Origin of the sequence: Streptomyces finlayi, assembly GCF_014216315.1 — a bacterium.
Taxonomy (GTDB): Bacteria; Actinomycetota; Actinomycetes; order Streptomycetales; family Streptomycetaceae; genus Streptomyces; species Streptomyces finlayi_A.
The window spans coordinates 7,218,152-7,231,033 of the sequence record NZ_CP045702.1; the positions used below are offsets into that span (position 1 = coordinate 7,218,152).

Here is a 12,882-nt window from a genome sequence, read left to right on the forward strand (position 1 = left end):
CGGCCGCCCACGGGCAGTCGACGAGAAGAACCGGAGCGAGGGAACTCATGCCCAAGGCGTACGTGTTCACCCGGCACGGCGGACCCGAGGTGGAAGCCTTCGCCGACCTGCCCGTACCGGAACCAGGCCCCGGCGAACTCCTCGTCGCCGTCAGGGCGGCCGGAGTCAACCCCGTGGACTGGAAGCTGCGCAACGGCTACACGCGGCCGGGCAGCGCACCCGCCACCCTGCCGGCCGTCCTCGGCAGCGAGGCGTCCGGGACAGTGGTGGCGACCGGGCCGGGCGTGGCAGGCTTCGCACCCGGGCAGGCGGTCTTCGGCTGCCCGCTGACCGGCGGGTACGCCGAGTACACACTGATGCCCGTCGCCGTCACCGCCCACAAGCCGGACACCCTGTCCTTCACGGACGCGGCCACCCTGTCGGTGGCCGCTGCCACGGCGTACGACGGGGTGCGCCAGCTCGCACCGGCCCCCGGGTCCACCTTGCTGGTCACCGGGGCAGGCGGAGGCGTGGGGGCCGCGGTCGTGCAGCTCGCACGCCACCTCGGCGTCCGGGTCATCGGCACCGCGAGCGCCGCGAAGAAGGACCTCGTCGAATCCCTCGGCGCCGTCCATGTGCCGTACGGCCCCGGTGTGGCGGACCGTATCCGGGCCGCCGCCCCCGAGGGCATCGACGCGGTCTACGACCTGGTCGGCGGTGACGACCTGACGGTCGCCGCGGGTCTCGTCCGCGACCGCGCGAAGCTGATCAGCGCCGGTGGCAAGCAGCTGGCCGCCGAGCTCGGCGGAGCGGCCGTGCGGCGGGCCCGGAACGCCGCCGTGCTCGACGAGGTGGCGCGTCTCGTCGTCGGCGGAGTCCTGCGCCCGCACGTGACGCAGGTCTTCCCGCTGGCCGAAGCGGCACAGGCCCTGCGTACCGTGGAGGGCGGACACGCACGCGGCAAGATCGTGATCGAGGTGGCCGAATGAGTACCGCCGACACCCTGGCCGAGGGGCCCCGGTCCGAGGAAGCAGCCGCCCATCCGCTGGACAACCCGGTCCGCTCGTCGCTGACCGGGCCCCACGCACGCTTCGCCGAGCGCCGTGGCCGCATCCTGCGCTACCCACCGGCCGTCACCCCGTGGCTGGCCCTGCCGGCCGATCCGGACGGCCGGGACTGGGACGACGTTGCCGCGCTCGCCGGACCCGGCGGCACCGTCACCATCGCCGCCTTCGGCGAGTCGCCGCCGGACGACTGGCCGATCGTCTTCCAGGTGGACGGCGTCCAGCTCGTCGACGGCACCGTGGCCGCGGCTCCGGACCCCGAGGCGGTGCTGCTCGGCCCCGCCGACGTACCGGAGATGCTCGAACTGGTCGAGCGCACCCGGCCCGGCCCGTTCACCGGGCGCACCGTCGAGCTCGGCGCGTACCTCGGCATCCGTCGTTCCGGGCAACTGGTCGCGATGGCGGGGGAGCGGCTGAGTCCGACGGGCTGGACGGAGATCAGCGGGGTCTGCACCGATGAGTCCGTGCGCGGGCAGGGGCTCGCGGGCCGCCTCGTGCTCGCGGTCGCCCACGGCATCAGGGAGCGTGGCGACACACCGTTCCTGCACGCGGCGGCGTCCAACACCAACGCGGTCCGGCTCTACGAATCGCTCGGCTTCGTGCTCCGTGCCCGGCCCCGGTTCCTCTCGGCGCTCGTACCGCCCCACGCATCCGCCGCCCGGCGCGAGGACGGGGACCGCACGGCCGCCCGGGACTGAACCGCGGGAGCGTGCCGTCCCGTACAGGACCTCTGGCCCCGGACCACCGGGCCGGAGGTCCTGCCACGTTCTGGCCCGGGACCTTTGCCCCGGTTCGTTCTCTATCGACGAGGCCCCGCTGGCCTACGAGCGGCTGCACGCGGGCAGGATCAACGGCCGGGCCGTCATCCTGCCCCACGGCTGACCTCCGGCCCCTTCCGGGACCGTACGGGCCGTCGCCGCCGGGCGTACGGCCCCGTGCGTGGTCCCGGGCCGAACCGGGTTACCCCTTGCGGCCCACCGCGCAGAACATCGCGACCTCCTCGGGCGACGGCCCCGCCTCCGCGTCCGGGCGCCATCGCGAGCACGACACGACACCCGGCTCCAGGAGTTCCAGCCCGTCGAAGTAGCGGCCCACGGCTTCCGGGGTCCGCTGGGTCAGCTTGGGCGTGCCGTGCTCGTTCCAGAACGCGACAGCGTCGTCCACATCGGGCATCGAGGGGCTGGTCACGGTGTGCGAGAGCACCAGATGACTTCCGGCGGGCAGCGCGTTCAGGAGGCGCCGGACCAGCGCGTACGACTCCTCGTCGTCCTCGATGAAGATGACCACCCCGAGCAGCATGAGGGCCACGGGCCGCGTGAGGTCCAGCGTCCGCGAGGCCCGGTCGAGGATCGCGTCCACATCACGCAGATCGGCTTCCAGGTAGGCGGTCGCTCCCTCCGCACTGCTGGTCAGCAGCGCCCTCGCGTGGGCGAGTACGAGCGGGTCGTTGTCCACGTAGACGACCCGGGACTCCGGCGCCACCCGCTGGGCCACCTCGTGCGTGTTGTCCGCGCTCGGCAGGCCGGTCCCTATGTCCAGAAACTGCCGGATTCCCGCCTCGGCCGTCAGATGACGCACCGCACGGCCGAGGAAGAGCCGGTCCGCACGCGCGTAGTCGCCGATTCCGGGATGCAGCGCGCGGATCTGGTCCCCTGCCTAGTTGTCCTTGCCACCCGTCCAGTAGTTCCAGATCCTGGCCGTGTGCGGCCGAGTGGTGTCGATGCGCTGCATGATCTGCTCGGCGGTCCCGCCGTCCGGTGCGTCGCTGCTCACTCGTCTCTCTCCTGGTGCGGTCGCGAGGTGTGACTCATGACTCCCACAACCTAATCCCGCACCGGGCGCGTCTTCAGCGAACTCCCTTGTGTAGCAGAGGAGTTCACTTTGCGTACAGAACCCTGTGCACAAGACGCGCAGGCGCGGACACCCATGCGGATACGATGGGCCCCATGGGTTCGTACTACTTCTTCCGCTGATTTCGGCCAGGACGCCGCTTCCCGCTGCACGGCACCCCGCCCGCAGCGCGTTCCGTGTGCCGCTCAGGCCTTTTCACCCCAGGGAAAAGAACCCATGTCACCCGCACGCCCCCCTACGCCCGAGCACCCCACCGCGTCCGGGTGTCCCGCTTCCGCCGGGCCCTCCACGTGCGACCGGACCCAGCTCTCCTTGAAGGACGTCTCCAAGGCGTACGGGGAACGGCCCGTCCTCGACCACGTTTCGCTCACCGTCCGCCCCGGCGAGCGGGCCGGCGTCATCGGCGAGAACGGCTCCGGGAAGTCCACTCTGCTCAGGCTCATCGCCGGAACGGAGACCCCGGACAGCGGGGAACTCACCGTGCGGTTCCCCGGCTCCGTCGGTTACCTCGCCCAGACCCTGTCCCGGACTCTCGGCCTCGGCCCCCGCGACACCGTGCGGGACGCCGTGGACGTGGCGCTCGCCGAACTACGCGAACTGGAGCGCAGGATCAGCGCGACGGAAGCCGCGCTGGCCGCCCATGAGCCCACGGAAGCGGAACTCGACACCTACGGGGACCTGCTGACGGCCTACGAGCAGCGCGACGGATACCGGGCGGATGCCCGGGTCGACGCGGCCCTGCACGGTCTCGGGCTCGCCCACCTCGGCCGGGACCGCGCGCTCGGCACCCTGTCGGGTGGTGAGCAGTCCCGACTGGCGCTGGCGTGCGTCCTGGCCGCCGCCCCCGAGCTGCTGCTGCTCGACGAGCCCACCAACCATCTCGACAGCAGGGCCGTCGGCTGGCTCGAGGACCACCTCGGTGCCCACCGCGGCACCCTCGTCGTCATCACCCACGACCGGACGTTCCTGGAACGGATCACCACCGTGATCGTGGAGGTCGACAGGGATCTGCGCAGCGTCACCCGGTACGGGGACGGGTGGGCCGCGTACCGCACCGCGAAGGCCGCAGTCCGTCGGCGCCGGGCCCAGGAGCACCAGGAGTGGCTGGCCGAGGTGGCCCGTACGGAGGCTCTGATCGGGGCCGCGGGGCGGCGGCTCTCCGGAACCGGCGGCGATCCGGGGGAGGGCTTCGGCAAGCACCGCAGGTCCCATGAGTCCAAACTGTCCGGGCAGGTCAGAGCGGCCAGGGCGCGGCTCGACGCCCTGCTCGCCACCCCGGTGCCCGCTCCGCCGCAACCACTCGTCTTCACGGGCGAACCGGCCCGGGCGGCAGGCGACCCGCACGGGGCCTCCTCCGGCCCGCCGGTCGCCGAGCTCGAAGCCGTATCCGTCGGCGACCGTCTGCACCTGCCCCGGCTGCGCATCACCGCGGGACAGCGGCTCCTGGTCACCGGACCCAACGGCGCGGGCAAGACCACGCTGCTGCGGGTGCTCGCGGGGGATCTGGCACCGGACACGGGCACGGTCCGGCGCAAGGCCAGGATCGGGTATCTGCCACAAGAACTCCCTGCCAGGGTGACCCGCAGGTCCCTCCTCTCGACGTTCGCCGCAGGCCGGCCGGGACCGCCCGAGGAGTACGGGGACGACCTGCTCGCACTCGGGCTGTTCCGCGAGGAGGACCTGTACGTCCCCGTGGCTGACCTCTCCGTCGGGCAGCAGCGCAGGCTCGCCCTCGCCCGCCTCGTGACCAGGCCCGCCGATCTGCTGGTGCTCGACGAGCCGACGAACCACATCGCGCTGACGCTCGTCGAGGAGTTGGAGGCGGCGCTCGCCGCGTACCGGGGAGCCGTCGTCGTGGTCTCGCACGACCGCGGCTTCCGCGGCCGCTTCACCGGCGACCGCCTCGAACTGCGCGCGGGCCGGCCGGTCGCGTCACCCGAACAGAGTCAGGCCGAGGGAGCGCCCTCGCCGCGTACGTGACTGCGCAGCCGGCCGAGGAAGGGGCGCTGGCCCACCACCAGGCGTTCCGCGGCCTCGGCCGGAGCGAACCAGGCGAACCGGTCCATCTCGGGGAACTCCCGCTGGACGCCGGACCCTCGGGGCCACTCCATGGTGAACGTCCCGGGCACGGCCAGGGCGGGGTCCACGTCGCCCTCCAGGGCCCACACGGTCACCGTCTTGCCGCCCGCCTGACGTACCTCGCCGAGGGGCACCCACACTCCGTCAGGAACGGGCAGCCCCAGCTCCTCCGTGTACTCCCGGCGAGCAGCGGCCTCCGGTTCCTCCCCGGTGGTGTACTCGCCCTTGGGCACCGACCAGGCCGCCGATTCCCGGCCGGCCCAGAACGGGCCACCCATATGGCCGAGCAAAACCTCCGCATCCGGACCCTCCTCCGTGTCCACGACCCGGAAGAGGAGAAGTCCCGCACTACGCTTGCCCGTCGACATGCCGTCAAGTCTGCTGGCCGGGACCGGGCGACGCCACCTGGGCACACGGGCCGCTCCGGATGACCACGAAGGCCACCCGCCTGCCGCGAACTGTTCCCCCCGGTGTCCCTGCCGCCCTCTGGTGCGCCGCCCCGCGTCCGGCCATGCTGTCCGCCGACAGCGCTTACCGCCCGCGCAACACGCTGCATTCCAGGAGGACTTGTGGGAACTTGCAGATCCGGCACCGTGGTGCGGTCACTCGTACTGCTCGTGACGTTGTCCGCGACGGTGGCGGGGGCGATCACACCAGCCACCGCCGATCCGAACCCCGATCCCCGCCCTGCGGACGCCGCCGAGATCCTCCGGCCCGTCGCTCCGCCCTCCGCGAGCAACGCGGACGGCGGAGCGACGTCGGTCGTGGACGGCGACGGCATCGAGACGGCGCGCAGCTCCCGCCCGGTCGCCCCCGGCGTACGGCTCACCTCGTACGACCGGCTGGAGTCCGACAAGTGGCTGCGGGTCGACACCCTTGCCGTCGATCTCGACGGCAGCGGGGTGCGCGCCGACTACCTCTCCACGGGCAAGGTCGCCGAGCGCCGTACGGTCTCCGAACTCGCCGCGGCCCACGACCCGGGCGAAGGCCGCCGTACCGTCGCGGCGATCAACGCGGACTTCTTCGACATCAACCAGACCGGCGCTCCGCAGGGGCCGGGTGTCAAGGACGGTGCGATGGTCCACTCCCCGGCGCCCGGCATCCACCGGGCCGTCGGCATAGGCCCGGAGAGCGCGGGCCGCGTCCTGGAGCTGTACTTCGAGGGCACCCTCACGCTCCCCTCCGGCGGCCACCCGCTGACCGCGTACAACGCGGCGAACGTTCCGGCCGGGGGAGTGGGCGCGTACACCTCGGCCTGGGGAAGCGCCGACCGCGCGCTGACCGTGGACGCGGCGACGCCCGTCGCGGAGGCGGCGGTACGGGACGGCAGGGTCGTCTCCGTGTCGAACACCCCCGGATCAGGGCCCGTTCCCGACGGCACCACGGTCCTGGTCGGCCGTGAAGGGGGCGCCGCCCTCCTGTCCGCCCTCCGACCCGGCGACCCGGTGTCCATGGAGTACCGGGCCCGCACCGACAGCGCTACCGTGCCGCGGACCGCCGTCGGGGGCCGCGAACTCCTCGTCGTGGACGGTGTGGCACAGAACCATGACGGCGGCGGCAACAACACCGCCGCGCCCCGTACCGCCGTCGGCTTCTCCAGGGACGGCCGCACCATGCAGGTGATCACCGTCGACGGCCGGCAGGCCGACAGCGGAGGCGTCACCCTCACGGAACTCGCGACGATGATGCTCCGCGCGGGCTCCTACAGCGCGCTCAACCTCGACGGGGGCGGTTCCTCGACCCTCCTGGCGCGCCGGCCGGGGAGCGACGCACTCGAGGTGGAGAACAGCCCGTCCGACGGCAGCGAACGCACCGTCCCCAACGGACTCGCCCTCACCGCACCCGACGGCAGCGGCCGGCTCGACGGCTTCTGGGTGGAGACCCGCACCCCGGCCGGTGCCGCGCCCGGCGACGACCCTGTCAGAGGAGGCCACCCCGAACGGGTCTTCCCCGGCCTGACGAGGCAGCTCACCGCGGACGGACACGACGAGACCTACGGCCCCGCCGCGGGAACCCCGCACTGGAACACCGTCGCCTCCGCCGTCGGCAGGGCCGACAGCACCGGTCTCTTCACCGCCCGCCGCAGCGGCACCACCGAAGTCGTCGCCCAGCGCGGCGCCGCCCGCGGCAGCACCCGGCTGACCGTGCTCGACGAGCTGGCCCGGATCCAGCCCACCACCCGGCGCGTCGGCCTCGCCGACGCGGATGCCACCGGGACCTTCGGCATCGTCGGACTCGACGCCCACGGCACCAGCGCGCCCGTCGAACCGCGAGACGTCACCCTCGACTACGACCACGCGCTGTTCGACGTCCGCGACAACGACCGGGGCGGTTTCACCGTCATCTCGCGCACCGGCAGCGGCGCGGGGCAGATCCGGGCGACGGTCGCGGGCACCACCACCGCCCTCGCCGTCAGCGTCGGTCTCACCGAGCAGGCCGTCTCCGCCTTCGACGACGCCGCGTCGTGGAAGTTCAGCCAGGCCCGTGCGAGCGGTTCCCTCGCCGCGACGCCCGACGGCCGTACCGGCACCGGGCTGAAGCTCACGTACGACTTCACCCGGTCGACGGCCACCCGCGCCGCTTACGCGGCCCCGCCCCAGCCCGTCGTCGTGCCCGGACAGCCGCAGTCGTACTCGATGTGGATCAGGGGTGACGGCAACGGCGCCTGGCCGACACTGCACCTCAAGGACGCGGCGGGCTCCGACCAGTTGCTGCGCGGCCCGTTCGTCACCTGGACCGGCTGGCGGCAGGTCACCTTCGCCGTACCGGCGGGCGCCGCGACGCCACTGAGTGTGTTCCGCTTCTATCTCGCCGAGACGGCGGCTGCCCGGCAGTACACCGGCGAGATCGTCGTCGACGACCTGACCGCGCAGGTGCCGCCCACCGTCGCCCTGCCCGAACAGCCTTCCGCCGAGAACCCGTTGATCGATCCGGCCGCGGTGACCGAGGGCCGGGACTGGCAGTTCGCGGTGATGTCGGACGCCCAGTTCGTCGCCCGCGAACCCAACAGTCCGATCGTCGCCCAGGCCCGCCGCACCCTGCGCGAGATCAAGACGGCGGCACCCGACTTCCTCGTCATCAACGGCGACCTCGTCGACGAGGGATCGCCCGCCGACCTCGCCTTCGCCCGGCGGATACTCACCGAGGAGCTGGGAGACTCGCTGCCCTGGTACTACGTGCCCGGGAACCACGAGGTGATGGGCGGGAAGATCGACAATTTCGTCGCCGAATTCGGGCCCGCACGACGGACCTTCGACCACAAGGGCACCCGGATGATCACGCTGGACACCTCCAGCCTGAGTCTGCGGGGCGGCGGATTCGCCCAGATCAAGCATCTGCGCGAACAACTGGACGCGGCCGCGCGGGACACCGGCGTCGGATCGGTCATACTGATCGAGCACGTCCCGCCGCGTGACCCGACCGTGCAGAAGGGCAGCCAGCTCGGGGACCGCAAGGAGGCGGCCCTCGTCGAACGGTGGCTCGCCGACTTCCGTCGTACGACCGGCAAGGGCGCGGCCCTCATCGGCAGCCACGTGGGGGTGTTCCACGCCTCGCACGTCGACGGTGTGCCGTACCTGATCAACGGCAACGCGGGCAAAGCACCGGCAGGCCCGGCGGACGAGGGCGGCTTCACCGGCTGGTCACTCATCGGTGCGGACCGGGTCACCCCGCAGGAGCAGAACGCGGCCCGTCACCGCCCATGGCAGGGAGCCCCCGACTGGGTCTCGGCGCAGACCCGCGCCCATGTCGACGCCCTCGCACTCGACGCGCCGTCGGCGCTCGCCACGGGGCAGCGCGTCGAGGTCACCGCGACCGTCACCCAGGGCGCGCGCCGTGTCCCGGTCACCTTCCCGCTCAGCGCCGACTGGACGGCGTCCCCGAACGTCCACATCGGCACGGAGTCAGGCGCCCGCCCCCGCCACACGGCGGTACTCGACCCCACCACCGGCACCCTGACGGCGCTGCGCGCGGGAGCGGTGACGCTCGCGGTGACGGTCAACGGCACGACGAGCCGAGCGGACATCCGCATCACCGCGGAGGAGGCCGCCTCGGCAGCCTGACGGGCCGCAGGGCCGGGAGACGCCTCCCGGCCCCGCGGCGCGCCGAGCAACTCCTACACCTACACCTTGCGGTAGCCGTACGCCTCCGAAGCCGCCGCCTCCACCGCCGCCAGATCACCACCGGCGGACGCGGTGACCACCGCGGCCACAGCACCCTCGACGAACGGCGCGTCGACCAGCCGCGCCCCTTCGGGCAGTTCGTCCCCCTCGGCGAGCAGATCGAACGTCGGGCTGCCCTTGGCGGGCGTCGTCACGGCACTCAGCGCCACCCCGAGACTCCGGGACGACTCGTTCACCCGCCGGGCGACCGCGGCCACCTTCTCCAGGGGCGCACCCTCTTCTGCGAGCCCCCCGGCGATCTTCTCGACGAACAGAGTCGATCCGGTACCCCGCCGCCCCGCCGTGAAGGAGCTGTCGACCACCGCGACGTCGTCGTCGATCAGTACCTGCGCCACCCGCACGCCCTCGTCCTCGGCGAGCTCGGCCGCCATCGTGAAGTTGAGGACGTCACCGGTGCAGTTCTTCACGACGAACAGCACCCCGGCCCCACTGTCCACCGCGGCCGCGGCACGCACCAGATGCCGGGCCGGCCCGCCGGGGCGGGACGCTCCGTGCTCTCTTCCGTACGGCGGCCGGGGAGACGCTGGGTGTGCGGGGTGCGGTGAGCTGGGTTCGAAAGCGCCCCGCGCACGCCCCCTGATGCATGCGTCGGCACCCCTCCCCGCCTGGACAAAGCACGGAACGCACCGGAAGGCGATGTACTCCGCATGGTTCGCGCACATGTGTGAGTGGTGACATCGGTGACTATGGGAGCCCCCGGTCGTTGTGACAGTTTCTCTCCCGTCATGGCAAAGCCGAGCGAGGGGACCGTGCGTGAATCCGGAGTACGCCGCTTACTGTCAGGCGGACCGCCGCTTCTACGACGCGCCCTACCGCTCCCTCACATCGGGTGAACTCCCCGGCGAGGACGGCTCGTTCTACGCCTCGGTCCGTGGCATGGCACCCGAGGGATGGTCGCACTCCCGGCGCGGCGACTGGCTGTCGTACAGCCCCGAAGGGCTCCGACTGCCGCCCCAGGGCTGGAAGATCCACGTCTCGGCGGCCCTCGACAACGCCGCGTCGGTGCTGGACCGGGTCGTCGCCCACTGCCTGGAACACCGGCTGGCCTTCAAGTGCGTACCGAGCCCCGGCCTGCTGGCCCTGCGCAACGCCAAGTACGCCGACCGGGCCGGCAGCGGCAAGTTCATCACCGTCTACCCGCCGTCGGAGGACGCGTTCCCCGAGGTGTGCACGGCTCTGATGAGTCTGCTGGAGGGCGAGCACGGCCCGTACATCCTGAGCGACCTGCGGTGCGGAAACGGGCCCGTGCACACCCGGTACGGGGCCTTCGCCGCCCGCTTCTGCTCCGGTCCTGACGGTCGGCCCGTGCCCGCCGTCGCCGATCCGCAGGGCCGCCTGGTCCCCGACGACCGGGGACCGTCCTTCCGCGTCCCCTCCTGGGTGACCCCGCCCCGATTCCTGACGCCGCACCTCGAAGCCCGCGCCGCCGTCGGAATCGCGGACCTCCCGTACACCGTGGAGAAGGCGCTGCACTTCTCCAACGGCGGAGGGGTCTACCTCGGCCGCGACACCCGCACCGGCGAGCAGATCGTCCTCAAGGAGGCTCGCCCGTACGCCGGTCTGGCCGCCGACGGGGCCGACGCGGTGGCCCGGCTGGAGCGAGAGCGGACCACTCTGGAACAACTGGCCGGTCTGGACTGCGTACCGGCCGTCAGGGACGTGTTCGAGGTCGGGGACCACCACTTCCTGGTCCTCCAGCACATTCCCGGCACCACGCTCAACACCGTCTTCGCCCGGCGCTTCCCGCTCGCCCGGCAGCACCCGGAGCCCGAACAGCTCGCCGAACACGCCCGGTGGGCCGCGTGGATGTACGGGCAGGTGGAGCGGGCCGTCGAGGCGGTGCACGCCCGGGGCATCGTCATCAGCGACCTGCACATGAGCAACGTCATGGTGGACGAGGAGACGTCGAGGATCGTCCTGCTCGACTTCGAGGCCGCCTCCCCGGCCGCCGAACGCCGCCGCCAGATCGTCGCCAACCCGGCCTTCGTCGCCCCGCCCGACCGGCGCGGCACCGACATCGACCGTTACGCGCTCGCCTGTCTGCGGCTCGCCCTATACCTGCCGCTGACCACGCTGTTCGGAATCGACCGCACGAAGGCCGTCGGCCTCGCACGCGAGGCGGCCCGCCTTTTCCCCGTCACCGAGGAGGCCCTCCGCCCGGCGGTGACGGAGATCCTGCGCTCCCCGGACGACCCTGCGTCGCCCGGTGTTCGGGACGAACCCGTGCCGCGTACGGCCCCCGTGGTGACCGCGCCGCACCTGACCCTCGCGGACCCCGCGTCGGCCCCGCCCGCCCCCGGGGACTGGCCGCGCAGCCGTGAGGCGATGGTCCGGGCGATCACCGCCTCCTGCACACCGGAGCGCACGGACCGCTGCTTCCCCGGGGACATCGCCCAGTTCGCCACGGTCACCGGCGGCCAGTCCTTCGCGAACGGGGCCGCCGGAGTGCTCTACGCCCTGCACGAGACGGGCTCCCCGCCCTGCGCGCCGGCCGAGGACTGGCTGCTGCGGCATGCCAAGGACCCGGCGTCCGGCAGCCCGCTCGGCTTCTACGACGGTCTCACCGGCATCGCCTGGACCCTCGACCGGATCGGCCGCTCCGCCGAGGCCGCCGACCTGCTCCGCATCATCCTCGACCAGCCTCTTCAGGACCTGTCACCCGGGCTCCACAGCGGGTACGCGGGGATCGGCCTCGCCCTCGACGACCTGGCCCGCACCGCGTCCGTCACCGATAGCCCCCGACTGGCCGCCGCCGCCGACCGCTGCACCGCCCTTGCCGTGCGCGCGCTCACCGACGGACCGCCCTCGCCCCGTACCGGCCTGCTGCACGGTGCGAGCGGCATCGCGCTGCTGCTGATACGCCGCTACGCGTCCACCGGGGACGCCGCCCTGCTCGATCTGGCGGCCGTCGCCCTGCGCCGGGACCTGGACCGGTGCCGCACCGGGGACGACGGCGCGCTCCTCGTCGTCGAGGGCAAACGGCTGATGCCGTACCTCGGGGCGGGCAGTGCCGGCATCGCGGCGGTCATCGACGCCTACCTCGCCCACCGCCCGGACCCCGTCCTCGAAGCGGCGGGCCGTGACCTGCTGCCGGCCGCGCTCTCCGCCTTCTACGTCCAGCCCGGACTGCTCCGCGGCTCGGCCGGACTCCTCATGCACCTCGCGGCCACCCCACTGTGCGACGCGGCCACCCGCGAGCGCGCGATCGCCCGCCACACCAGCCTGCTGGGCAGCCACGCCCTGACCTACGCGGGCGGCCTCGCCTTCCCCGGGGAACAGCTCATGCGCCTGTCGATGGACCTGGCCACCGGGACCGCCGGCTGTCTCCTCGCCCTGGGCGGCGCGCTGGGCACACCCACGACGCTCCCCTTCCTCGCCGCCGCCCCGGCGGCGCACCCGGCCGCACGGGCGGCCCCATGAACCGGCCCTGATCAGGGCCGTTGCAACACACCGTTCATTATCAACAGTCCTCGAAAGGACACATCATGGCACTTCTCGACCTTCAGGCGATGGAAACCTCGGCCGACGAATCCTTCGGCGAGCTCGCCACGGGCAGCCAGGTCTCGCTGCTGGTCTGTGAGCACAGCTCCCTCAGCCTGACCCTCTGCACCCCGTGACCCGGTGCCGGCCGGTCCGCCGATGATCTTGTCGGTGGACCGGCCGGTCCACGCGCACCCCGGTCCTGGGCGGTTTCTCCGCCCGGGGCCGGCGGTGTCCGTACGAGCGCC

7 protein-coding genes and 2 pseudogenes are annotated in these 12,882 nt (G+C 72.7%); 6 read left to right on the plus strand and 3 right to left on the minus strand.

Features of this window, described 5'->3' with window-relative positions:
• Nucleotides 1-47: 47 nt before the first annotated feature.
• Complete coding sequence (locus tag F0344_RS33160) at nt 48-968, plus strand: NADP-dependent oxidoreductase (protein WP_185302285.1); 921 nt, start codon at nt 48-50, stop codon at nt 966-968.
• Nucleotides 965-1,741, plus strand: a complete 777-nt coding sequence (locus tag F0344_RS33165; protein ID WP_185302286.1) for a GNAT family N-acetyltransferase — start codon at nt 965-967, stop codon at nt 1,739-1,741. Before F0344_RS33160 ends, F0344_RS33165 begins: the two co-directional genes overlap by 4 nt.
• A 262-nt stretch (nt 1,742-2,003) precedes the next feature.
• Here the strand turns inward: F0344_RS33165 and F0344_RS33170 are convergent.
• A pseudogene (locus F0344_RS33170) lies at nt 2,004-2,774 on the minus strand (SAM-dependent methyltransferase).
• A gap of 336 nt (nt 2,775-3,110) precedes the next feature.
• On the opposite strand from F0344_RS33170, the gene abc-f reads away from it, so the two are divergent.
• Nucleotides 3,111-4,874, plus strand: a complete 1,764-nt coding sequence (gene abc-f / locus F0344_RS33175; protein ID WP_185302287.1) for a ribosomal protection-like ABC-F family protein — start codon at nt 3,111-3,113, stop codon at nt 4,872-4,874.
• Here the strand turns inward: abc-f and F0344_RS33180 are convergent.
• The gene (locus tag F0344_RS33180) at nt 4,841-5,341 is read right to left on the minus strand and encodes an NUDIX domain-containing protein (protein WP_185302288.1); all 501 of its coding nucleotides are present in this window, start codon (nt 5,339-5,341) and stop codon (nt 4,841-4,843) included. The genes abc-f and F0344_RS33180 overlap by 34 nt on opposite strands.
• 201 nt (nt 5,342-5,542) lie before the next feature.
• On the opposite strand from F0344_RS33180, the gene F0344_RS33185 reads away from it, so the two are divergent.
• Nucleotides 5,543-9,034, plus strand: coding sequence for a phosphodiester glycosidase family protein (locus tag F0344_RS33185; protein ID WP_258050198.1), 3,492 nt, complete (start codon nt 5,543-5,545; stop codon nt 9,032-9,034).
• 215 nt (nt 9,035-9,249) lie between these two features.
• Here the strand turns inward: F0344_RS33185 and F0344_RS33190 are convergent.
• Nucleotides 9,250-9,612 (minus strand): annotated as a pseudogene (locus F0344_RS33190) (dihydroxyacetone kinase subunit DhaK); the annotation flags it as partial.
• Between the two features lie 295 nt (nt 9,613-9,907).
• On the opposite strand from F0344_RS33190, the gene lanKC reads away from it, so the two are divergent.
• Together lanKC and F0344_RS33200 are read left to right on the plus strand one after the other, a co-directional pair.
• Nucleotides 9,908-12,574, plus strand: coding sequence for a class III lanthionine synthetase LanKC (gene lanKC, locus F0344_RS33195; RefSeq protein ID WP_185302289.1), 2,667 nt, complete (start codon nt 9,908-9,910; stop codon nt 12,572-12,574).
• A gap of 65 nt (nt 12,575-12,639) precedes the next feature.
• Nucleotides 12,640-12,771: a SapB/AmfS family lanthipeptide gene (locus F0344_RS33200; RefSeq protein WP_185302290.1), complete on the plus strand. Its 132-nt coding sequence runs from the start codon at nt 12,640-12,642 to the stop codon at nt 12,769-12,771.
• The last annotated feature ends 111 nt before the right edge of the window (nt 12,772-12,882 follow it).